The organism is Lacticaseibacillus kribbianus (assembly GCF_020180945.1).
Lineage (GTDB): Bacteria > Bacillota > Bacilli > Lactobacillales > Lactobacillaceae > Lacticaseibacillus > Lacticaseibacillus kribbianus.
The window spans coordinates 104594-128886 of sequence record NZ_JAIPUL010000005.1; the positions used below are offsets into that span (position 1 = coordinate 104594).

Sequence of the window (24293 nt, forward strand, 5' to 3'; positions counted from 1 at the left end):
GCGGGTCGCTTCACCGACGTGGCTTAATCCGACCGTCCCCGGCTCCCAAGTATGTGGCTACAGCCGCCCCGTCGAACGAACCCCACGCGCACACCGCTGGACCGAATGGCTTCGCTGACTGTGGCAAGCAAGCGTAATCCAGCGACGTCTTTCCCAATCTAATCCCAGATAGCTACCGGGTTAGACTATGCCAGCATCGCATCACCTCTGAACACTTTGCAGGGCGGAGGTCCGGCCGCACCACTGCTGGAGGCGGAGGGCCGAGGCGAGCCAGCGTGAAATTGCAGCCGCGCTTTCTCGGGGCGCGGTCGGTGTACTTTGCCGGCTTACAGCAAGGGCGGGTCGCAAGACCGGTCTTTGGGCTTGCGAGAGCCCCACGCGTTCCGCCGCCTCGGCCCGGAGTTGGAAGCAGTGGTGTGGCCGGGCCGGAGTCCGGACTTCATGCTGATCTAAATGGGCTCCGCAAGCCAACGCGGGAGCAATCAGCTACGGTTAGGAACCCGGGCCCAAGTGCACGGCCCGGGTTCCTAACCTACACTGCTTGTCCCGCTAAAATCGGCTTGCTCCGCCCTCTGCAAAAAAAACCCACTGACCGCGGTCAGTGGGTTGTTAGGCGGATAAAACTTTACGTCCCTTAGCGCGACGACGAGCCAAAACTTTACGGCCGTTCTTGGTGCTCATCCGCTTCATGAAGCCGTGAACGCGTTCACGGTGACGCTTCTTAGGTTGGAAAGTACGCTTGGTGGTCATAAGGACACCTCCTGTTTATCGATTACTATTTTCAGTAACGTATTGTCATTCAAACATCTTCCCATTATACGGGCCGACCCCCGCCGCGTCAAGCCGGAACGGCGAAAAAACCGGGGCGACTTTATCCACAAATTTTGTGAAAGCAGCGGAAAAGTTGTGGATAATCTGTGCTCGTCGGCCGCGGCCGCCGACGACAATCCACAGGCTTTTCCCGGGTCGTCCGGAAGTTCACAGGGGGTGATTGTGATTATCCACAGGTGTGTTTTAGGTTGTGAACAACGTGTGAAACATGCATCACGCCGCGGCGCAGTTTCACAGATGGCCTGTGGATAACCCCAGTTGAGCGAGTGGTCGCCCCCGTTGTTAACGGGCCTGTGGATAACTTATTCGCAGGGTTGTCGACAATCTTCCGGTCGCTTTTCCCCGGCTGTGGATATGCCGCTTACTTGTGGAAAACTTTCTGGTAAAATGCTAAACTTAACCTTGCGATTGTCGGCCGCCCGGGCGCCGTTTTTTGGCGTGAATTTTTATGCAGCCGACGAATATTGACAAGAAGGGGGCTTCAGGGTGCCATCACTAGACGAGCTATGGGCATACCTCGTAGACAAATTCCGCGCCGACCTGGTGCAGGTCAGCTTCGACACCTGGGTCGACACCGCCAAGCCGATCAGCCTGACCGGCCACACGCTGGTCATCGGCGTGCCGACGGCGTACCACAAATCCTACTGGGAGGCGAACCTCGCCACCAAGGTCGTGGAGTGGAGCTACGCGTTCAAGAACCTCGAGATCCAGCCGCTGATCCAGCTGATCGGCGACGCGGCGCCGGCCCCGACGCCGACACCCGCGGCCAAGCCGGTGCCGACGTTCAAGACGCCGACGCACCTCAATAGTAAGTACACGTTCGAAACCTTCGTCACCGGCAAGGGCAACCAGATGGCCCACGCCGCGGCGCTGGTGGTGTCCGAGGAGCCCGGCAAGCTTTACAACCCGCTGTTTTTGTACGGCGGCGTGGGGCTGGGCAAGACCCACCTGATGCAGGCGATCGGCCACCAGCTTCTGGCCTACCACCCCGAGGCCAACGTGAAGTACGTCACGTCCGAGGCGTTCACCAACGACTTCATCAACGCGCTTCGGACCAACGGCACCGAGCAGTTCCGCCAGGAGTACCGCAACGTCGACCTGCTTTTGGTCGACGACATCCAGTTCCTCGGCAACAAGGAGCAGACGCAAGAGGAGTTCTTCCACACCTTCAACGCGCTGTACGAGGACAAAAAGCAGATTGTGCTGACCTCCGACCGCCTGCCCAACGAGATTCCGAAGCTCGAGGAGCGCCTGGTGTCGCGCTTCAAGTGGGGCCTGTCCGTCGACGTGACGCCGCCGGACCTCGAGACCCGCATCGCGATCCTGCGCAACAAGGCCAACGCCGAGCAGCTGGTGATCCCGGACGACACGCTGTCTTACATCGCCGGGCAGATCGACTCTAACGTCCGCGAGCTCGAGGGTGCCTTGGTGCGCGTGCAGGCGTTCGCCGCGATGAACCGCGCGGACATCACCACCTCGCTTGCCGCCGACGCCCTGAAGAGCCTGAAGATCGACGACAAGGACGCCGCGCTGTCGATCAACCACATCCAGGACGTGGTCGCCAAGTACTACCACATCACGATTTCGGACCTGAAGGGGAAAAAGCGCGTGAAGCAGATCGTCATGCCGCGCCAGATCGCCATGTACCTGGCCCGCGAGATGACGGAGAACTCCCTGCCCAAGATCGGCTCCGAGTTCGGCGGCAAGGACCACACCACCGTGATCCACGCCCACGAGAAGATCACCGCCGAGCTGTCGGCCGACCCCGAGCTCAAGTCCCAGGTGATCGAGCTGAAAAACCGGCTCAAAAACCGCGGCTGACCCAAAGCCTCGCGCCCGGGCGCAACCGCGCAAAAAACCGGGATGTGGACAACTCAAAACTTCCGGCCGACTTATCCGTTCCCGTTATCCACAGGGGGATAAGTGCAAGCCCGCGCCGTTTTGTGAGTTATCCACAGAAGCCACAGGCCCTACTACTATTACTTAAAGACCTAATCTCTATATACAACCACCAGGAGGCACGCTATGAAATTCACGATTACTCGCTCAACCTTCATCAAGACGCTCAACGATGTGTCACGCGCGATTACCAGCAAGACCACGATTCCCATCCTGACCGGCCTGAAGCTGGTGCTGTCCGATGAGGCGCTGGTTTTGACCGGCAGCGACGCGGACATTTCCATTGAGTCGCGCATCGACGCCACGGCCGAGACCAACGACCTGCAGATCGAATCCACCGGCAGCATCGTTTTACCCGCCCGCTTCTTCACCGACATTGTGAAGCGACTCCCTGAGCAAACCATGACGCTCGAGGTCCAGGACAACTTCCAGACCGTGATCACCTCCGGCTCGTCCGAGTTCACCATCAACGGCCTGGACGCCAACAACTACCCGCACCTGCCGGAGATCGTCACCGACTCGCCGCTGGTGCTGGACGCCGCCGTCTTGAAGGAGCTGATCGGCCAGACCGTCATCGCCGTGTCCAACCAGGAGAGCCGTCCGATCCTAACCGGGGTGCACATCCAGATTGAAAACGGTGAGCTGGTCGCCGTCGCCACCGACTCGCACCGCCTGGCCCAGCGCACGATCGCGCTGCCGGACGCCCAGGACGCCAACTTCGACGTCATCGTGCCCGGCAAGAGCCTGGTCGAGCTGTCCCGGACGCTGACCGACGACATCAAGCAAGTCGAGATCCGCTTCGCCGACAACCAGGTGCTTTTCCTGGCCGGCGCAACCGCGTTTTACTCCCGACTGCTGGAGGGCAACTACCCGGACACCAGCCGCCTGATTCCGACCAGCTCGACCACGACCGTCGAGTTCACCGCCAACACCCTGCTCGCGTCGATCCAGCGTGCCAGCCTGCTGTCGCACGAAAGCGCCAATAACGTCGTGCGCCTGAACCTCGAGGTGGCCAGCCAAAAGGCCACGATCTACGGCAACTCCCCGGAGGTTGGCAACGTCGAGGAAGACCTGAGCTTCGAGAGCCTGACCGGCGACGACCTGGAGATCTCCTTCAACCCGGACTACATGAAAGACGCCTTGCAGGGCCTCGGCCAGACTGTGATTGCGGTGAACTTCACCGCGCCGCTGCGCCCGTTCACCCTGGTGCCGAGCGAGGACCACGACCACTTCATCCAGCTGATCACGCCGGTGCGAACCTACTAATTGACGATAAAAAGCACGCCGCGTTGGCGTGTTTTTTATTGTTTGGGGTCACGCTTGCCCCCCCCCGAAAATTGGGTGTAGACTGGCGATGAAACCAGGGCGGAGCAAGGCGCACTTAGGTCGCCGGCTAGCGTAAGGGGGAGCATCGGGCCGCACCTTGGCCCGGTGTTCCCCCTTAGCTAGACGAGCGGCCGTTGCCTTGCGGAGCCCGACGAAACCAGGGCGGAGCCGAGCGCATTTAGCCGGTCGGCTAGCGAAAGGCTGGTGCTTGGGCCGCACCTTGGCCCGAGTGCCGGCCTTAGCTAGACGAACCGGCGTTGCTCGGCGGAGCTCGATGATACGCGAGGAGGACACAAACATGATTAATCTTTCAGCACTCAACTGGGGTGACGCGGTCTTCACCGTCGTCATCTGGCTTCTCGTTGCCGCGGCGCTGATCGCGCTGGTGCGGTGGCTGATCCGGTGGGCAAGAAGCTAGGAACCCAGAGCGGAGCGAGGCGTACTTAGGCCGCCGGCTAGCGTAAGGACGAGCGGCCGTTGCCTTGCGGAGCTCGACGACCCTAGGGCGGAGCCAAGACAAATTTTGAAATTCAGGCGGACTGGTCGCATGGTGACCGGCCCGCCTTTTGCGTGCGCGCGGCGAGTGGTTGGCCCGCTGAACCGCCGGGGGCTTTGCAAGGCGATTTTCACGCCGGCTGCCGGGCGGAATTTTTGGCCGCCTGCCGAATTTCGGCGTGGATTTGCGTTTTAGGGAATTTTGGCCGCTTCTGGGGTCGGGGGCTACCCGCGGCGAAAAATCGCTTAGAACGCGTTTGACGCCCGAATTGCGTTGTCGGGACACGCAAAAAAATGTATAATATATAGGTAAACGCTGTGTTTAACATTTAGCGCCAAAGGAGTGGCAACGATGAACGAAGTTTCGATCACAACCGAAACCATCACGCTGGGGCAGTTACTGAAAGACGCCGGCGTGATCGATTCCGGTGGGGCGGCCAAGTGGTTTTTGAAGGAGAACCGGGTGCTGGTCAACGGCGCGCCGGACGACCGGCGCGGCCGCAAGCTTGAGCCCGGCGACGTGGTGACCCTGCCGGACGGCGCGGCGTTCACCGTGACGGCGGCTGGGTGAGGCTCGAGCGGCTCAAGCTGCGCAGCTACCGCAACTACCCGGCGCTTGACGTCGCGTTTTCCCCGCAGATCAACGTTTTGATCGGGGCCAACGCGCAGGGCAAAACGAACTTGCTGGAGGCCATCTACGTGCTGGCGTTAGCGCGCAGCCACCGCACCAGCAACGACCGCGAGCTGATCCGCTTCGGCGCCGAGTTCGCCAGGATCGAGGGCACCGTCAGCCGGGCCACCGGCGACGTCGGCCTCGAGCTGGTGATTTCCAAGGCGGGCAAAAAGGCGCGGGTCAACCGCATCGAGCAGCCCAAGCTGTCGCAGTACCTCGGCAAGTTCAACGTCGTGCTGTTCGCGCCGGAGGACCTCGCCATCGTCAAGGGCAGCCCGGCGACTCGGCGGCGCTTCATCGACATGGAGTTCGGCCAGATGAGCGCCAAGTACCTGTACAACCTGACCCAGTACCGGACGATGCTGCGGCAGCGCAACGCGTACCTCAAGCAGCTGAAGTTCCACCAAGCCAAGGACCGCGTGTTCCTGGACGTTTTGTCCGACCAGCTCGCGGCGTTCGGCGCCGAGATCGTGGTCGCCCGCGCCCGGCTTTTGGCCCAGATGGCGGACTTCGCCGCGGTGATCCACCAGGGTATCACCAAGGGCCAGGAGACCTTGACCTTCGCCTACCAGACCCAGGTGCCGGCGGACCAACGCGCGAGCACCGAGGCCGCCTACCAGGCGCTGAGCGAGCTGTTCGCCGCCCACCGCGACCGCGAGATCGAGCAGGGCACCACGCTGGTCGGGCCGCACCGAGACGACGTGGCCTTTGTGGTCAACGGCAAGGACGTCGCAAGCTTCGGCAGCCAGGGCCAGCAGCGCACCACGGCGCTGGCCGTCAAGCTCGCCGAGATCGACCTGATGAAGGCCAACACCGGCGAGTACCCGGTGCTTCTGCTCGACGATGTGCTGTCGGAGCTCGACGACGACCGCCAGACCCACCTGCTGAAGGCGATTCAAAACAAGGTGCAGACCTTCCTCACCACCACCAGCCTGGACGGGATTGCCCGGGAAATCATCGACGCGCCCGCGGTCTTCCGCGTGGCGGGCGGTGAGCTGACGGCGGTGAGCGGGGATGAAGCTGGGGCCGAGGCCGACTCCGAAGCTGACCCTGATGCCGGCGGGGATGAGACCGCGCCGGACCCTGGCCCGGATGAGCCGGATAAACCGGCACCGACCGATACGCAGCAAACAGACGAAACATAATAAAATAATTTATCGCATTGCTGAAATTATATCGCCGAGCCTTTTAGCGCTCGGTTCCACGCTCTGACATAAACGCGTTCCACGGCGCACCGCGGGCGCGTCTAGCTTGCACCGGCACTCGAAGCACAAACCGCTTCAAGCACCGGCGCTACGCTAGCCGACCCGCTAAACCCGCGCCGTTTCACGCTCGTAAGGAGGATTTTACGTGTCCGATCAAGAAGACAAATACTTGCAGACCACCGCGCCAGAAGATCTGACGCCGCAAGCCGACGCAGCGGTTGACGCAGCCGCCGCGGAGGAGAAGAAAGAGAAGCTGGCCGCCGAGTACGACGCCAGCCAGATTCAGGTGCTCGAGGGGCTCGAGGCCGTGCGCAAGCGGCCCGGGATGTACATCGGGTCTACCTCGGTTCAGGGGCTCCACCACCTGGTTTGGGAAATCATCGACAACGGGATCGACGAGGCACTTGCCGGTTTCGCCGACGAGATCAACATCTCCGTCGAGCCCGACAACTCCATCACCGTGTTCGACAACGGGCGCGGGATTCCGGTCGACATCCAGAAGCAGACCGGCCGCCCGGCGCTCGAGACCGTTTTCACCATCCTGCACGCCGGCGGTAAGTTCGGCGGTGGCGGGTACAAGGTGTCCGGCGGGCTGCACGGGGTCGGCGCCAGCGTCGTCAACGCGCTGTCCACGAGCCTCGACGTCACCGTCAGCCACGGCGGCAAGTACTACTACATGGACTTCAGCCGCGGCAAGGTTAAGACGCCGATGAAGGTGATCGGGTCGGCGCCCGAGCACGCCCACGGCACCAAGGTTCACTTCACGCCTGATCCCGACATTTTCACCGAGACCACGGTGTACGACGACAAAATCCTGACGCAGCGCATCCGCGAGCTCGCGTTCTTGAACAAGGGCCTGCGCCTGACCTTCACGGACAAGCGCGCGGACACCGCCGAGAAGAAAATTTTCCACTACGAAGGCGGCATCAAGGAGTACGTCGCGTTCCTCGACAAGAGCAAGGACAACCTGCTCGAGGAGCCGATCTACGTCGAGGGCCAGGCCAACGGCATCACCGTCGAGGTCGCGCTGCAGTACTCGGTCAACGGCTACAACTCCACTTTGATGACCTTCGCCAACAACATCCACACCTACGAGGGCGGGACCCACGAGACCGGGTTCAAAACGGCCCTGACGCGCATCATCAACGACTACGCGCGCAAGTCCGGCGCCCTGAAGGAGAACGACGACTCGCTGTCCGGTGAGGACGTGCGCGAGGGCATGACCGCCGTCGTGTCGGTCAAGCACCCGGACCCGCAGTTCGAGGGCCAGACCAAGACCAAGCTGGGCAACGCCGACGCGCGCGCCGTCACCGACCGCGCCTTTTCCGAGCACTTCAACAAGTACCTGATGGAGCACCCGACCGAGGCCAAGCAGATCGTCGACAAGGCGATGATGGCCAGCAAGGCCCGCGCCGCCGCCCGGCGTGCGCGCGAGGCCACCCGCAAGAAGTCCGGCCTGGAGATCTCCAACCTCCCGGGCAAGCTGGCCGATAACTCCAGCAAGGACCCCGAGATCTCCGAGCTGTTCATCGTCGAGGGGGACTCCGCCGGCGGCTCCGCCAAGTCCGGCCGCAGTCGCCTGACCCAGGCCATCCTGCCGATCCGCGGCAAAATCCTGAACGTCGAGAAGGCCTCGATGGAGCGCATTTTGGCCAACGAGGAAATCCGCACGCTGTTCACCGCGATGGGCACCGGTTTTGGCGACGAATTCGACGTCGCCAAGGCGCGCTACCACAAGCTGATCATCATGACCGATGCCGACGTCGACGGCGCCCACATCCGCACGCTGCTTTTGACTCTGATCTACCGCTACATGCGCCCACTTTTGGACGCCGGCTACGTCTACATCGCGCAGCCGCCGCTGTACCGGATTCGCCAGGGCAAAATGCTGCGCTACATCGACTCCGACGAGGAGCTGGCCGAAGTGATCGGCCAGCTGCCGCCGAGCCCGAAGCCCGAGATCCAGCGGTACAAGGGGCTCGGGGAAATGGACGCCTCCCAGCTGTGGGAGACGACCATGGATCCGGACAAGCGCCGCCTGCTGCGGGTCTCACCCGAGGACGCGGAAAACGCCGACAGCATCTTCGAGATGCTGATGGGCGACGCGGTCGGCCCTCGCCGCCAATTCATCGAAGACAACGCCGTCTACGTGGACGCGAAGAACATCGACGCGTAAAAGCCGGGCTACGGCTGCGGTGGAGGTTCCGGGCGCCGGACGGGTCGGCCTGTGCGGCCGGTCCGAGCCAAGGTCTCGGACCTAGATTTGGAGCCGGAGCCGCGTTGCGGCTGCCCGTCTCCAAATCTGCCGCGAAGATGTTGGTGATGCCCACCAAAACCGCGGTCATCACGAACATCTTCGTTTCACGGGCTGACCCGTCCGGCGCCCTCCACCGGCAGCATCGCGCTGGCTGTGGCGCTGGCCTGTTGAGGTCTGAAGCGTTGCGGAAGCCTTTGTGAGTCGGGTTTCTGCCGACGACCGTGTGGGCATGCAGCGTCATCATGAGGCCGGTTCTCGTAATCAGTCTCGCAGCGCTTGCCTGTGTTGCCCATCACGTCGGTAGCCTTTCAACCGTGATGTAGCGGGCGTAGGGGCCCAGGCGGGGCGGCCAGCGATTGGATTGGCCGCCCGCAAGACGCGCGTACTTGGCGCGGCTTGCGCGTGGCCAATCCCGGCAGATTTGGAGACGGGGTAGCCGCAACGCGGCGCCGGCTCCAAATCTAGGTCGGAGCCCAACGGGCGGAGACCGGCCGCGCAGGTCGCCCTGCCTGGGCCCCGGAGCCCGCGGCCTCAACCACTAAACCTAAAAAGCCACTGGCACTGAAACTGCCAAGCACGATACCGAAAACAGCGCGAAGGCGCTGGTCACTGAAGGGAGACATAATTCTTTTGGACGATCGCCAAGAAAGCCGGATTACCACTGTCAATCTGGCCAAAACGATGAAAACCTCGTTCCTCGAGTACGCGATGAGTGTCATCGTGGCCCGGGCGCTGCCGGATGTCAGAGACGGCCTCAAGCCCGTTCAGCGCCGGATCCTGTACGGCATGAACGAGCTGGGGGTCACCCCGGACAAGCCGTACAAGAAGTCCGCCCGCATCGTCGGGGACGTCATGGGTAAGTACCACCCCCACGGCGACTCCTCGATCTACGAGGGCATGGTGCGCATGGCGCAGGACTTCTCCTACCGCTACATGCTGGTCGACGGGCACGGTAACTTCGGCTCCGTCGACGGCGATGGCGCCGCCGCGATGCGTTACACCGAGGCGCGCATGAGCCGCATCACCATGGAGATGCTGCGCGACATCAACAAGGACACCATCGACTACCAGGACAACTACGACGGCACGGAAAAAGAACCCGTTGTGCTCCCCGCCCGTTTTCCTAACCTGCTGGTCAACGGCGCGACCGGGATCGCGGTGGGGATGACCACCAACATCCCGCCGCACAACATGGCCGAGGTCATCTCCGCGTTGCACATCCTGATGGACAACCCGGACGCGACGACGCTCGACCTGATGACCGCGCTGCCGGGGCCGGACTTTCCGACCGGCGGCCTGGTGCTGGGCAAGTCCGGCATCCGCCGCGCCTACGAAACCGGCAAGGGCGTGATCACCGTTCGCGCCAAGACCGAGATCCAGACCGAAAAGAACGGCCGCGAGCGCATCATCGTCACCGAGATCCCGTACATGGTCAACAAGGCCAAGCTGGTCGAGCGCATCGCCGAGCTGGCGCGCGAAAAGAAGATCGAGGGCATCACCGACCTGAACGATGAGTCGGATCGTGAAGGGATGCGCATCACAATCGACGTGCGCCGCGACATCTCCGCCACCGTCGTTTTGAACAACCTGTTCAAGCTGACGCCCCTTCAGACCGGTTTTTCCTTCAACATGGTCGCCATCGTCAACGGCGCGCCGAAGACCCTGAGCCTCAAGGAAATCCTGACCTACTACCTGGCCCACCAGGAGCAGGTCATCCGCCGGCGCACCCAGTTCGACCTCAAAAAGGCCGAGGCGCGCGCCCACATCCTGGAGGGCTTGAAGATTGCGCTGGACCACATCGACGCGATCATCAGCATCATCCGCTCCAGCGAAACCGGCGACAAGGCCAAGGTCATCCTGATGGACAAGTACCAGCTGTCCGACAAGCAAAGCCAGGCGATTCTCGACATGCGCCTGGTCCGCATGACCGGCCTGGAGCGCGAGAAGGTTGAAAACGAGTTCGCGGACGTGCAGGCCGCCATCGCCGATTACAAGGACATTTTGGCCAAGCCGGAGCGCGTGCACCAGATCATCTACGACGAGCTGCTGGAAATCCAGCGCAAGTTTGGCGACAAGCGCCGCACCGAGCTTCTGGTCGGCGAGGACCTGAACATCGAGGACGAGGACCTGATTGAGGAGGAGAACGTGGTCGTGACGCTGACGCACAACGGCTACGTCAAGCGCCTGCCGGCCAGCGAGTTCAAGACCCAAAACCGCGGCGGCCGCGGGCTGCAGGGGATGGGCGTGCACGACGATGACTTCGTCGAGCACATCGTGTCCACCTCGACCCACGACGTCCTGCTGTTCTTCACCAACGCGGGCAAGGTCTACCGCAGCAAGGGTTACGAGATTCCCGAGTACAGCCGCACGGCCAAGGGCATCCCGATCATCAACCTGCTGGGCATCGCCAACAACGAGAAGATCCAGACCATCATCAACGTCACCCCGGGCGGCGCGACGGACGAGAAGTTCCTGTTCTTCGTCACCAAAAACGGCGTGGTCAAGCGCACCCCGGTCAGCGATTTTTACAACATTCGCAAGAACGGCCTGATCGCGCTGAACATGAAGGAAGACGACGAGCTCAGCCGCGTCATCGCCACCAGTGGCGACGACACGCTGTTCATCGGCACCCACCTCGGCTACTCCGTCACCTTCAAGGAGCAAGCCATCCGCAGCATGGGCCGCGCCGCAACCGGCGTGCGCGGCGTGCGCCTGCGCGAGGGCGACTACGTGGTCGGCTCCGACGTCCTGAAGCCCGACGCGGAGGTCTTCGTCATCTCCGAGCAGGGCTACGGCAAGCGCACCCCGGCCTCCGAGTACCCGATCAAGGGCCGCGGCGGCAAGGGCATCAAGACCGCCAACATCACGGAGAAAAACGGGCCGCTGGCCGGCGTCGCCGCAATCGACGGTGACACCGACATCATGGTGATGACCGACTCCGGCGTGATGATCCGCTTCAACATCGCCACCGTCAGCCAGACCGGCCGCGCCACGCTTGGCGTGCGCCTGATCCGCGTGGACGACGGCGCCAAGGTCGCGACGATGGCCAAGGTCGAGCCGGAACCGGACGAGCCGGAGCCAACCGCCGCGGCGGCAGGCGACGACGCGGCAGCCGGGGACGGCAGCGCGAATGCGGACGGCACGGCAAGCGCCGACAGCGCACCGGCCGACGGCAGCGTGACCACCGACGGCACCGCAACCGCGCGCGACGCCGGTGATCCGGCCGCCACGCCGGCAGCCGGCGACACCCCGGCCGGGGACGTCGACGCGCAGCTGCGCGAGCTGCTGAACCGGGCCGCCGAAGACGACGACACCGACAGCGACGACGATTCGGACGACGCAGAATAATTAGGCCCCCAGCTTTGGGGCGCAACTTTGGGGGTCGGGTTCGCCACGGGCGAACTTGACCCCTTTTTATCGGAATCAGGAACGAACAGAGGACGTACGGGCGCAACCCGTTTCTGGCGTGTGTGCACGGCTGCACACACGCTTGTGAGGAGGAGATCTATGCATTACGAACTGAGTTTACTTGAGATCATCGGCCGGCTGCTGCTGGCCGTCGTGGTGGCCGGCGTCATCGGCTGGGACCGCGAGCACAAGAACCGGCCGGCGGGGCTTCGGACCCACGTGCTGGTCTGCGTCGGCGCCTGCATCATCGCGCTGGTCCAAAAGGAGATCGGCTTCAACGCGCTGAACACCGCGCTGGCCCACCCGAGCCTGTCCGGCGTGCTGCGGGCCGACGACGCGCGGCTGATCGCGCAGGTCGTGTCCGGCATCGGCTTCCTGGGCGCCGGCACCATCATCGTCCAGCACCGCACCGTGCGCGGCCTGACCACCGCCGCGAGCCTCTGGGCCGTCGCCGGCCTGGGCCTGGCCATCGGCATGGGCAACTACGAGATCGCCATCGCCAGCGCAATTGTCGTCATCTCGGTGCTGATGTTCATGAAGAAAATCGTCCACGTCAACACGATGAAGAAAATCGAGATCCAGTACCGCCACAAGCTGGAGACCAAGGAGTTCATCCAGAACTACTTCGAGGCCCACGGCATTTCAGTGTCCGACGTCAACTTCCGGGTGACGCAGACCGACGATGCGCAGATCTACACCAACATCTACGAGATCGAGATTCCACGCAACATGAACTACGCGGACATCATCGAGGACATCTCGCTGAACAAGAACATCATGCGTATTCAGACCGTCAGCCTGTGATGGTCTGATACGGAAAGTGTGAAATGACGCCGCGATGTGACGATGTGGACCAGAATCGGACTGAATTGCGTAATTTTGTATTGGAATTAAAAAAGGCGAGATTATTGTGAAAGGTGCGTCGGCGAGTTAAGACGACGAATCGTTTGCGAATTGTCAGGTGGGTCGTGAATAATTGAAGCAGAAGTCCTTTAAAGTGTTGTAGCCCGGGGATTTGAGACCACCTCGAATCGTTTGCGAATCGTTTGCGAATCGTAAGACATCCCAGAAGCACACCGTTTTCCGAGTTTGCTTTGTACTGGCTGCCGCAAAAGAATCAAGCAAGAAGCAACTAATATTTAGATCGACGACGTTTTTTACGGAGGACTGGGCGATGCAAACACTGACACTAGCTGCGGTTGATTTTACTCAACCTTTTGAAGATATTGACCTTGAATTCAAGGCCGCGGGTTTCGCGTTACCAAAGAATTTTTGGGATACAGTCAGTGCCTTCTCGAATACCGAGGGGGGAATCATTTTACTTGGAGTTGACGAGCACCCGCATCGCCAGTACCACATCGTTGGCGTGGACGTACCCGAGGCAGTATTAGAGCAGCTTTGGAACGAGAATGACAACGTGAGTAAGATTAACCGTAGTGTTATCAGTCCTAAGAATGTCACCCAATATAAGCAATTTGGCAAAACACTCATTCAAATATATGTTCCCAAAGCGCCGGCAAGTATGCGGCCAATATTCATTAACGGAAATCGGGGGCTAGCTTTTATTCGAACGGGAGATGGAGATCGACAGGGTACCGATGACGAATATAAGTACTTGATTGTTGACTCGCAGCTGAATGTTGACGCTGAGCTTTTAGAAAACTATGACTTAGCCGATCTCAATCTTGATGATGTCCATTCATACAAGGACTTAATGTCGATTAAGCACTCAAAACCAGAGATTATGGAAAAGGATGACTTTGACTTTCTTAAAGACATTGGCGTATTTCGAAAGGATCGTAAATCAGTCGCTGGTCAGTATAAATTAACGACCGGTGGACTTCTCTTCTTTGGTAAGTACAATGCGATTATCGACCGATTTCCAAATTTTCAGCTGGATTATTTTCGCTATGCGACGAATCACGGCGTGAATTGGGAGGACAGAGTGTCGAGCGGTGACATGAATTTTCCGGAAATGAATGTTTATTCTTTTTATACCGCTGTAATTGCTAAACTTCCCATCACAATCACAGACCGATTTACACAGTCTTCTGGTTTGATTAGAAGCTCTTACGCATCAGACATTCGACTAGCAGTTAAGGAAGCCCTAGTGAACGCGCTGATGCATCCCTACTATGACGGAAGCATCCCTATCAAGGTCGTGGACCGTCAGTCATTTTTTGAATTCACCAACCCAGGGACGATGAGGGTCAGTCTAGAGTCATTTATTCGGGGGGCAGATTCTCAAACGCGCAACGGTATCATTGCAACGCTTTTTCGTAAGGTGGGAATTGCTGAAAGAGCCGGAAGCGGTGGACCGCGAATTTTTGAATCTGCAAGCAAGAATCGACTACATTCGCCCGACGTTTTAATCAAGGACTATGCAACAGTAGTGAGAATTTGGAAGGTTGATCTTCTTTCCAGTATCAAGGATGATATTTCACTCACTGACGCAGAATCTGCTCTTCTCGAAGTTGTCGTTCAAGAAGCGAGATGGTACAAGATGTCCGACTTCTTTGATGTACTCCAAGATCGATTCTCGAAATGGTTAATTAGAAAGGCGGTCTCTGGATTACTTGAGAAGCGGATTATCGTTACGGTAGGACGTGCTCAAGCAACTAGGTATGCAATACGGTTGAGTCCAGAGCAAAGCGCAGTCGAAAATATTCGAGTCTTTAAGTTTATCGAGGACTTTGAGTTGGGATACAGGCAGCAGTAGCGTTATTATCCCCGAAAGTCTGGAATGTTCCTACCGCTATAATGTGGTGTCGTCTTAGGTTGGAATTATTCGGCCGTCCCACCACGGCGCGCCCCAACCGACCAGTGGCCCCAGCCTGCAGAGACGTCTGCAGGCTGGGGCCACTGCTGTCGGCACGTCACGCGATGGTGACCTTGGTGCCGGTTGGAATATGCTCGTTGATCCACTTGGCGTCGGCGATGCTCAGCCGGACACAACCGTGCGAGCCCGGCTTTTTGCCCAGCTTCTCGGCCTCGCTGACGATGTAGCGGCCGGACGCGTCGGTCGGCACGGTGTGGAACAGGTAGACGCCGTGGTCCAGGAAGCTCGTGTAGTAGTTGGCGCCCATCTTCTCGCGCGGGTTGTAGAAGCTGGCGCCGCGCTCGGCCTGGATGTAGAAAACGCCGCGCGGGGTGGAGTTATCCATGCCGCTCGAGCAGTACATGGTGTACAGGACCTTGCCGGCGGCGTCCTTGAGGTACACGCGCTGCTTGGCCAGGGAGACGTCGATCTGCAGGCCGGGGTGGTCGGTGACCACCGGGTACGGCGCGCTTTCGGACGGGTTGTGCCAGTCGACCGGCTTGGCCGCTTCGGCCTTCTTGGCGGCCGCAAGCTTCGCCGCCTTCTCGGCTGCAGCCTTCTTCGCCTCGGCCTGCTTGGCGGCCGCTTTCTTGGCCGCTGCCTTCTTGGCGGCAGTGGCCTTCGTCGCGCCCTTGGCCGCGTCGCCCTTGGCCTTCGCGGCGCCGGTCTTGGCGCCGGCAACCGCGGCCGCGCGCGGCGGCTCAAGCGTCAGGCGGTGGGTGTGCCAGGCCAGCCCGGCGCCCACGGCCAGGAGCACCAGGGCCGCGCCGGTCCAGCGGACCCACGGCCTGAGGTGGTGCGTGCGCAGGTACTCGCGCACCGCTTCAATTGTCTCGTGCCACTTCCCCATAATGGTCCCCTCTCGTCAGTCATTCCTCCCCATTGTAACAGTTGGCGCGGGCGGCGGGGAGCCCCCGGGGGCCGGGTTTTAGCGTTCCTTAACGCAAGCCTTGCCAGACTTTGCGAACGATGCTATACTAATCTCTGTTGTTTTGGAGAGTTGGCAGAGTGGTAATGTTGCGGGCTGCTTGCAGCCTGTGGGCGCGAAAGCGTACGGAGGTTCAATCCCTTCGCTCTCCTTATGTGGGTTCCCGGCGGTGGCCGGGGGCCCTTTTTTGTTGTCATGCGGTGGCCGGCAGGCACTTCAGGGAGGTGGTTAAGGTTGCGCGTGGACGCACGACTCGATCTGCTTCCAGTAGGCGTTCAGATCATGAATCGGCTCATCCTCCGGCAGAACGCGGCGCCGGATAAGCTGATCGCGGGCGATGGCGTACTCAAGCGAGTCGGCCGCGCCCTTAATTTTCCCCAAAGCCCCGGCCAATCCGCCCGGCAAGGCGGCAGGGCGGCGGCTTTTGTGGCATAATGAAAGGCGATTGATCCGACACCAAACATACGGGAGCTATAATTATGGTCGATACTAGTAAAATTGTTCCAATCATGGTCGGGACGGACGTCAACGGCTACCAGATGGCCCGCTCGTTCCACGAGGCTTACGGCGTCAAGACCCACTGCGTCGGCGTCGCGCCGCTCATCATGACCCGCGACTCGCAGATCTGCGACGTGACAATCGTCGACGGCCTCAAGGAGGACGCGACCTTCGTCCAGGCAATCAAGGACCTCGCCGCGAAGTACGGCGTGCCCGGCGTCAAGCCGATCCTGTGCATGGCCGGCGACGAGTACGTCGAGTTGGGCATCCGCAACCGCGAGGCGCTCAAGGACGTGGTCTGGATCCCGTACCCGGACCTCGCCGTGCTCGACGACGTCTACTACAAGGACCACTTCTACGCGCTGTGCGAGCAAAACGGCCTGCCGTACCCGACGACCGTGGTGGTCAACCAGCAGGACTACAAGCAAAAAGTGGCGGACCTGACCATCGCCTTCCCGGTGGCGATGAAGCCCGCCGACGCCGCCCAGCAGATCGCCCTGGACTTTGAGGGCCAGCGCAAGGCCTACAAGTTCCAGAACAAGGAAGACATCCTGGACATGATCCAGCGCACTTACGCGGCCGGCTACGACGGCAACATCCTGCTGCAGGACTTCATCCCCGGCGGCGACGATTCGATGTACACGGTGAACTTCTACGCGGACCGCGACCACAACGTGCGCCAGATCACGATGGGCCGCCAGCTGCTGCAGGACCCGTCCGATTTCCTGGTCGGCAATTACGTCGCGACCTTCATCGAGCACCACGAAGCGATCGAGCAGAAGCTGATCCACTTTGTGAAGGCCATCCAGTACTCCGGCTTCGGCAACTTCGACCTCAAGTTCGACGCCCGCGACCAGGAGTTCAAGCTGATTGAGCTGAACCCGCGCCAGGGCCGCTCCGCCTTTTACACCACCGCCAGCGGCACCAACCTGGTGATCCCGGCCGTGGAGGAGCTTTTGTTCGACGTGCCGTTCACCGAGACGGACTACAACCGCGCCGACTACCTGTGGCTCGGGGTCAACGCCGACGACGCGGTGGCCAACGTTGAGCACGAAGACGTGCGCGCGCACATGCAGGAGCTGATCGCGGCCGGCAAGGCGTCCAACACCCTGCAGTACGCCGCGGACAAGTCCATTTTCCGCAACCACCGGGTCAAGAAGTACTACGACAGCTACACCAAGCGCTTCGCTGAGAAGAAGGCCAAGCGCGAACAAGACGGGATTTTCTAGAAAAGGAGTCTGCACATGCCAATCGTAAACCTGAACGACCAAGCCGAGCTGGACCGCTACGAGGCCTTCGTGGAAAAGGCGCCGTTCACCTCCGTCACCCAGTCCGTGAACTGGGGCAAGGTGAAGAACAACTGGACGCCGCTGTACGTCTACCTGGAGGACGGCGGGGCCATCACGGCCGCGATGTCGGTCCTGATGACCAAGGACCCCAACGGCGACACCTTCGCCTACTGCTCCAAGGGCCCGGTCGCAGACCCAAGCGACGTTGGCCTGATCCAGAGGCTGGTGGCCGAGGCCAAGCCGGCCCTGCTCGAGCACAACGCCTTCCTGCTGCGGATGGATCCGGAGGTCTTGTACAGTGATGAACTGAACAAGGCATACGAAGACGCGGGCTTCGTCGTGCGCAACCGCCAGTTCACCGGCGACCACGATACCATCCAGCCGCGCTACAACATCGTGCTGGACGTCGAAGGCAAGGACATCGACGGCGTGATGGCGACGATGACCGGCAAGACCCGCACCAAGATCCGTCACGGCATCAAGGCCGGCGTGACCGTGGAATCCGGCGATTCCATTGACTTGGTGCCGGACTTCTTCGACTGCTACAAGATCATGAGCGAGATCCACGGCATCACCTACCGTCCGCAGGCCTACTTCGAGCGGATCGCTGAGGCGTTCGGTGGCACCGGTCACCTCAAGATTTTCATCGCCAAGTACGACGGCGAGGTGCAGGCCAGCGCCCTGGCCCTGACCTTCGGCGACAAGACCTGGCACGTGTTCGGCGGCTCCAAGCGCATCCAAAACAGCCTGATGGTGCCGTACGTGCTGCAGTACGAGATGATCAAATGGGCGACGGAGCAGGGCGTGGCGCGCTACGACATGGGCGGCGTCTGGGCCGAGGACAACTCCGACGGCCTATACCGCTTCAAGCACCCCTTCGCCCCGGACCGCGGCGTCCTGGAGTATCTGGGCGAGATCGATTACGTGATGAACCAGGAAGCGTACGAGAAGTTCACGAAGTAACCAGGGCGGAGCAAGGCGCACTTAGCGGGTCGACTAGCCTAGCCACGGTACTTGGGCCGTACTTTGGCCCGAGTGACGTGGCGTAGCTAGGCGCACCCGCGTTGCGGACTGTAGCCCGACGAGAACCAGGGTGGCGTGCACCCGGCTCCGCCCCTGCAGATGGCTAAGACAGTCAAGAATACCGCTTCACGCGATTGATGTGTGAAGCGGTATTTTTTTTGATTGCCGGAGCGCCCCAACTTTTTTGAGATGGCAAATTCGTAAGAGGAGGCGCATACTAAAATTAGAAAACTTCTAACAATTCGGAGGGACGCCGATGATTGAACGGTTTCGCCTGGAACTGCGGAAGCAGCCATGGCTGGTGCACGTGGCCGCGATTCTCGGCCTGCTGCTGCTCTTTGCGGTTCCGCTCGGGCATGCGGTCGGGCTTTTGACCACCCAGTACACGTACGTCGGCGGACGGGCGGTGCCAAGCTACCGCAAGACCAGCTTCGCGGCGGCCTACCGCCAGGTGCTGCGGGAGCGCGCGGCGCAGGAAGCGGACCTGGTGATGCTGCAAAAGCAGGTGCCGGAGCCTTCCCGGCAGGCGGCCATCGACCTGCTGCGGCGCATCGAGGCGCCGCTTCGCCGACAGGACTTCCTGCAGGTCAACCGCCTGACGCTGGCCGCCCTGAAGCAAACGCCGGCCATCTCAGACAACCGCTACCTCGGGGACTTTCTTGAGGATTCGCGCGATTCCCACAACACCACGCGGTGGGAGATGACGACCAAGCGGCTTCAGGTGTACGTCGATCACCACATCAACGCGCTTTTGACCATCGACGCGGCGACCAGCGCGACCGTGGCCGTGTACCGCGTGTTGGCCCGGTACGGGACCTACCCATACAAGTGGGCGTACATCAACAATCACCGGCAAGACTTCTACAAGCTCAGCCCCGGGACCGCGCTGCTCTGGATTTTTCTCTGCTACGCCGCGCTGACGCTTGCGCTGGCCTTCAGTTACGACCAGCGCGCCGGAACCGCCAGCCTGATGCGCATCACCCCGGTCAGTGAGCTTACGACCGCGCTGATTCGCGGTGCGACAGGCCTGGCCCTGATTGCGGCGAGCCTGCTCGTCCTGCTGGGCGGGGCCTTGGCCGTGAACGCCCTGCTGCCCGGACACCGGCTGGGAACGCTGGCCTACCCGTTGGTGGTCGTCTCGCACTCGTCCGCCCAGGTCTATCCCGTGTGGCAGTACTACATGAGCACCGCCCTGGTCCTCGGCGCGTGGGCCGTTCTGCTGAGCGGCGTGGCCTTCCTCGCCTCCCTGTTCGTGCGCAACATCATCGGGATGGGCGCGCTCTGTGCGCTGAGCTTCGCCCTGGTGCCGCTTCACGTCCTGGATGTGTTTCCGGAAAATGTGCAGCACCTGATGCCGGCATCCTACACCAATCCCCCCGCGATGTTCGCGCAGGCCTACCAGTTCCACGCCACGCAGCCGGCGGATGCCTACCGCGTTCTGCTGGTCTGGGCCGCGGTCGCCTGGCTGGCGGGTGCGGCGGTTCTGCGGCTGCGCACGCGGCGCAGCGGGCCGTGGCTGAACTAAGGACAGTAAAAAACTCGTCTGGCTTAGTCGTCAGACGAGTTGAGGGTGAGGACGTTATTTGATGACATAGTGGCGGGTCTCCACGATGGATTGGCCGCCGTCTTGTGGATTGAGGGTGAGCGTCACCGTGTGCCGGCCGGCGCTGGCAAAGTTGTGCTTGTCGGCGGCGGAAGCGGTCGCCGTGAGTGTGAGCTGATTCTGGTCCAGCTCGCCCCGCTGATCCAGGTTGAGATCGCGAAGCGTTCAGTAATTGCGTTGTAGCCGATACGGCCGGCGGCGCACTGGCGCTCTTTTGGCGAACTGTGTTCCACTATGTGGTGATCGATGACGGGGAGCGGCCAGCACTAGTTCAGCCACGGTCCCAGTCGCCGGTAGCCGATGCGCTGAACGATTGCGCCGATCAACCAGGCGCCAAGTGCCCAGCCAACGAACAGAATCCCGGCGTGGCCCAGGTTGGTTCCCGCGTATTGGTAGATGTGCAACAGCATTGCCGGTGGATTAAGGTAATAAGACGGCAGCAAGGCCTGACTCGAGAGGGGAAGCAACTCGAGCAGATGGGTGGGACCGGCGTAGAGGGGGAGCGCACTGATCAGTAGAACCAGAGTCGGGTTGGCGACGAAGCGCGTCACGACGAAGACCAGACCGCTGAGCACCAGCGCCCACAGCATCAGAATGCCTATTTGTCTTGAAAGGGCGAGCCACAGCGGGGTGTAGATGATGCTCGCACCATTCAGCCGAATTGTCGGGTAGAACCAGGGTCCTCCCGCGCTGTGATTGGGCAGTGCACCGTTCACCAAGACGGCCACCAGCAGTGCGCCGATTAGCGTACCCGCGATTGCAAGCAGGGTGACGCCCGCGCGCACCAGCTGCATTTGCTGGTCGGCCCGTGGTGTTATGCGCATCAGCCGCTCGGTCTCGTTCCTTCTGTCGTAGGTGAACGATACGACTAGGGCCAACACCGCGTAGCAGAGAAAAATCCAAGTGAAGGGGGTGCCGTAGTTAAGCTTCGAGTAGTACTGAATGTGGCCCTCAACCACCGCCCACTTGTAGACGTGTGTCGTGACGCCAAACAGGGTGTCGTAGACGTAGGACAACGCAGACTGACGGTCATCGAGCCACATGAGGCTGTCCCTGCCCTGCGCGACGTACTGGCGCAACCGGGTTCGTGCGATGTCTTCAACCTGAGCGCTGTTGAGGATGGTGTCACCGCCCGTATGCCCGTAGGATTGAAAGAAAAGGCCGAGTTTGTCGTAGGCGACGAACTCCGGATGTGACTCAATCGCGGTAAGCAAGACCCGATTCATCTCGCGGTACTGGTTCTGGTTCAACATCTTACGCAGGCGGTGGCACGTTGCGTAAGCAGCGATGTTTTCGGCCGAAGGGTCCTGACGGCGCACCCGCTGCAGTTGCTGCTCGGCCTGGGTCACACGAGTCCCCAGAGTTTGGCGCCAGTCTGGTGTCTGGGAAGACGGGAGAACTCCTGTTGCTCGGCCCAGTGGAGTGGCAAAAATTAGCAGCATGCAGAGCAGGCCTGCAAGATGCAGTAGCCAGGGCTGCTTCTTCAGTTCTAATCGTATCAGACCCATTCGACCGCCCCTCTCACTTCAGATTTATTTGCAGCCTATTCGTTCATCTTATCAGAGCTGCCGACGCAAAAACACAATAATTCCAGTGGCTCAGAATTATTGTGTTTTGATAATCGGCGCGGATTTTAGCTGACCACGTAGGTGTTGTATCGACCCTCGACGCGGAAGATGATGTCGCCTTTGCCACCGATTGACGCTGCCGCTGTCTTGGCAGCGCCGGTGAGTGCGGTGTATTCCGCCTCATAGCCGGCGAAGTCGGGATCAAGGTGTGAGGTAACCTTGATGGTGTTCGGGTAGCTGACCTCCATCATGACCGCGCCGAACTCAACGGACTCACCGGTCAGCTCGTTGGTAATCACCTTGTAGGTCTTGGGAATCTGAGCAAGGTGAACCAGAACAGACGCCGTTGCTGCCGGCTTTGGACTGGATTGTTGGGCTGTGATGGAAGCGGTGCTTGCGCTAGCGACAAGGCTCGGCGTCAATGCGCTGAGGCCAATGCTGAGTGCGGCAGTGCTGGCGAGCAATACTTTGGTCGGAATTTTCATGGGTTATCCTCCTAGTCTGCTTGTGGTCACGTCTGGGGATCTCATCGCGCATCGGCAATCTGGTCATCGATACCAGATTGTGAGATGATGAGATTTGAATGAGTCAAAGGCGTCGGTGTCCGCTGACTGAAGTTCGCTTAAAGGAGTACGGTCAGTGGTGGGGCGGTTGTGGATACAGAACTAGATGACTAGGGTCTGACCATCCACCTCGACACCGTCCACCTCAAAAATCCAGTAGCGCATGGTAGCCGTATCGCGGGGACGGAGGATCTTGAACGAGGTGTGATACGTGATGGTGGCCGAGTAGTGATCACCATTCACGAGGCTTTCGGCGACGGTTACCGTGGTGCTGTACGCTTCTTCAGCGGCGTGCTGAATCTGAGGCTGCGTTGTGTTGGCGTGAACCGTTGCCGGTGCGCCGGCAACGGTGATGGACAGGGCGGTCAGGACGAGAACAATGATGTTTTTCATGGTAGTTCCTCCTTATCAGACCTTTGGCGGCAACAGTGCGGAATTAGTTGGCCGGGCTAACTTCCTTAAGTCGAGATTACCATGTAACCGTTTTTTTTTGTCAACTATTTAGTTATGAACTACATCATATTTTTTGCATTGTGACGTCACCGCGGCATCACAAGGACAATCGTGCTCAAGGGACTGCGAAAGGAAGGCACCTTCATGAAAAGTCAGCTGGTATTCGAGCTAAGAACGCTGCCGTGGCGCACGTTGGCTTTTCTCTTGGCCGTCATCGTGGTCGTGCTCAGTCTGGGGGTTAGAACATTTACCAGTTACGGTGAGGGGTACGGGTACGGTGGCGATAGTCACGATATGGTGTATGCGACTTACCAAAAGCGGGCGCTCACCAATTTCTATGTCAATGAGGCCAAGGACGTGTCTGGTTTTGCGCGTGATAGCGTTCGAGAAGGCGATATGAAAGACATGGCGGGGTACCGACGCGATGTTGCCTTCTACGCACGCGTTGCCGAGCTGATGGCCAGCGGGCGGAACCGTCAGCTGAATCGGATGTTTCTGGCGACACTTGAGCGCGATTCCGGCCTGATTTCTCGTAATGGGGCCTTTCTGATGAACTTCTCGGCCGAGGAGGATGCGACCAACGGCAAGGAGAGCATCGCGGTGCTGCGCCACTGGAACCGGGTGGCGCCCGACCGGCTGGTCCAGGTGACGGCGCGGACCGCGGCGCTGAACACGGTGACCGCGGTGTTCAACCCGCCGTCGCGGCCGGAGCGGCGCGCACCGACTCTGATCACCTATGCGCTTTTGGCGGTTGCCGCCGCGGCCTTCGTGCTCAGCTTCTTTCGCGACGCGCCGAGCCGACCGCTGGCGCTGATGCGCGTCGCCCCGCTCGGCGCCGGTACTCAGGCGCTGGCGCGCTGGACCGCGACGCTCCTGGCGCTTGCAGGAATGCTGGTGTTCGCGGTTACCGTTGTTACCTTAGCGCTTGCGGCGTCGCCCGCCCACGACTTCGGCGTCTGGCGCTTTCCGATGCTTTTCCCCCACGGCGACAACCGTGCGGTGGTCGAGCTGTGGCGGGTGCTGCTGATGATTCTGGGGTATTACCTGCTCTGGTTCGCGCTGATCGGCAGCGCGGCGTTCCTGATTCGGCAGGCGGCGCGCGATCAGTCGGTGGCGATGTTCGTCATCGGCGTGGGCGTCTTCGCCGACTACCTCAACCTCCTGAAACTGGTGCCGGCCTGGCTGGCAGCACGGCTGCCGGCGGCCTACCTGAACCTGGGGCAGATTCTCAATCACCAGGGGCCGTTCGTCGGCACCCACGTCTGGGAGACTTACCTGGTGCTCGGTGGCTGGACGCTCGGCCTGTGGTTGGTCGGCGCAACGCTTCAGGCACTGCGCCAGCGCTACCGGGTGCCGCTTCTGGTGCAGGGGTGAGGACCACGAAGCGATTGCTTTTCCCCCAGCTCGGCCCGTGCTATGATCGAAGCAAACACTGGTGAAGGGATGTGCAATCTTA

General features: G+C 60.6%; 17 protein-coding genes, 1 tRNA gene and 1 pseudogene. 13 read left to right on the forward strand and 6 right to left on the reverse strand.

All coding sequences use genetic code 11. The features are described from left to right. Positions 1-609: 609 nt before the first annotated feature. Positions 610-750, reverse strand: a complete 141-nt coding sequence (gene rpmH, locus LE416_RS12475; protein WP_003568442.1) for a 50S ribosomal protein L34 — start codon at positions 748-750, stop codon at positions 610-612. Between the two features lie 567 nt (positions 751-1317). Between rpmH and dnaA the strand changes: the two genes are divergently transcribed. The 8 genes and pseudogenes from dnaA to LE416_RS12515 all read left to right on the forward strand — a co-directional run bounded on the left by dnaA (position 1318) and on the right by LE416_RS12515 (position 14813). Further along, entirely contained in the window at positions 1318-2652 is a 1335-nt protein-coding gene (gene dnaA / locus LE416_RS12480; RefSeq protein WP_225049309.1) for a chromosomal replication initiator protein DnaA, read from the forward strand. Positions 2653-2856: 204 nt separating this feature from the next. Beyond that, on the forward strand, positions 2857-3996 hold the full coding sequence (gene dnaN / locus LE416_RS12485) for a DNA polymerase III subunit beta (RefSeq protein WP_225049310.1): 1140 nt from the start codon (positions 2857-2859) through the stop codon (positions 3994-3996). Between the two features lie 907 nt (positions 3997-4903). Beyond that, entirely contained in the window at positions 4904-5122 is a 219-nt protein-coding gene (gene yaaA / locus LE416_RS12490) for a S4 domain-containing protein YaaA (RefSeq protein ID WP_225049311.1), read from the forward strand. After that, a pseudogene (gene recF, locus LE416_RS12495) lies at positions 5119-6222 on the forward strand (DNA replication/repair protein RecF); the annotation flags it as partial. The gene yaaA and the pseudogene recF, both read left to right, overlap by 4 nt. Positions 6223-6622: 400 nt before the next feature. Continuing rightward, positions 6623-8605, forward strand: a complete 1983-nt coding sequence (gene gyrB, locus LE416_RS12500) for a DNA topoisomerase (ATP-hydrolyzing) subunit B (protein ID WP_274705070.1) — start codon at positions 6623-6625, stop codon at positions 8603-8605. 711 nt (positions 8606-9316) lie between these two features. After that, positions 9317-12034, forward strand: coding sequence for a DNA gyrase subunit A (gyrA, locus tag LE416_RS12505; protein WP_225049312.1), 2718 nt, complete (start codon positions 9317-9319; stop codon positions 12032-12034). 159 nt (positions 12035-12193) lie between these two features. Next, positions 12194-12898 (forward strand): MgtC/SapB family protein, encoded by a 705-nt coding sequence (locus tag LE416_RS12510; protein ID WP_225049313.1) that lies wholly within the window; start codon positions 12194-12196, stop codon positions 12896-12898. 370 nt (positions 12899-13268) lie between these two features. Next, entirely contained in the window at positions 13269-14813 is a 1545-nt protein-coding gene (locus LE416_RS12515) for an RNA-binding domain-containing protein (protein WP_225049314.1), read from the forward strand. Between the two features lie 157 nt (positions 14814-14970). Here the strand turns inward: LE416_RS12515 and LE416_RS13205 are convergent, their stop codons facing one another. Then, a complete protein-coding gene (locus LE416_RS13205) occupies positions 14971-15762 on the reverse strand; it encodes a L,D-transpeptidase (RefSeq protein WP_338034781.1) in 792 nt (263 codons plus the stop codon). Between the two features lie 144 nt (positions 15763-15906). On the opposite strand from LE416_RS13205, the gene LE416_RS12525 reads away from it, so the two are divergent. Beyond that, positions 15907-15992, forward strand: a tRNA-OTHER gene (locus tag LE416_RS12525). Positions 15993-16068: 76 nt separating this feature from the next. Here the strand turns inward: LE416_RS12525 and LE416_RS12530 are convergent. Further along, a complete protein-coding gene (locus LE416_RS12530; RefSeq protein WP_225049315.1) occupies positions 16069-16221 on the reverse strand; it encodes a prevent-host-death family antitoxin in 153 nt (50 codons plus the stop codon). 98 nt (positions 16222-16319) lie between these two features. Between LE416_RS12530 and LE416_RS12535 the strand changes: the two genes are divergently transcribed. From LE416_RS12535 to LE416_RS12545, 3 genes are all read left to right on the forward strand, one after another. Then, entirely contained in the window at positions 16320-17567 is a 1248-nt protein-coding gene (locus tag LE416_RS12535) for a carboxylate--amine ligase (RefSeq protein WP_225049316.1), read from the forward strand. A gap of 15 nt (positions 17568-17582) precedes the next feature. Continuing rightward, complete coding sequence (locus LE416_RS12540; protein WP_225049317.1) at positions 17583-18590, forward strand: lipid II:glycine glycyltransferase FemX; 1008 nt, start codon at positions 17583-17585, stop codon at positions 18588-18590. Between the two features lie 316 nt (positions 18591-18906). Next, the gene (locus LE416_RS12545; protein ID WP_225049318.1) at positions 18907-20175 is read left to right on the forward strand and encodes a hypothetical protein; all 1269 of its coding nucleotides are present in this window, start codon (positions 18907-18909) and stop codon (positions 20173-20175) included. 344 nt (positions 20176-20519) lie between these two features. Here the strand turns inward: LE416_RS12545 and LE416_RS12550 are convergent, their stop codons facing one another. The 3 genes from LE416_RS12550 to LE416_RS12560 all read right to left on the reverse strand — a co-directional run bounded on the left by LE416_RS12550 (position 20520) and on the right by LE416_RS12560 (position 22777). Next, the gene (locus LE416_RS12550) at positions 20520-21602 is read right to left on the reverse strand and encodes an MFS transporter (RefSeq protein WP_225049319.1); all 1083 of its coding nucleotides are present in this window, start codon (positions 21600-21602) and stop codon (positions 20520-20522) included. Positions 21603-21886: 284 nt separating this feature from the next. Beyond that, positions 21887-22306: a hypothetical protein gene (locus LE416_RS12555; protein WP_225049320.1), complete on the reverse strand. Its 420-nt coding sequence runs from the start codon at positions 22304-22306 to the stop codon at positions 21887-21889. 180 nt (positions 22307-22486) lie between these two features. After that, entirely contained in the window at positions 22487-22777 is a 291-nt protein-coding gene (locus LE416_RS12560; protein WP_225049321.1) for a hypothetical protein, read from the reverse strand. 204 nt (positions 22778-22981) lie between these two features. On the opposite strand from LE416_RS12560, the gene LE416_RS12565 reads away from it, so the two are divergent. Next, positions 22982-24211 (forward strand): hypothetical protein, encoded by a 1230-nt coding sequence (locus LE416_RS12565; RefSeq protein ID WP_225049322.1) that lies wholly within the window; start codon positions 22982-22984, stop codon positions 24209-24211. Positions 24212-24293 lie beyond the last annotated feature (82 nt).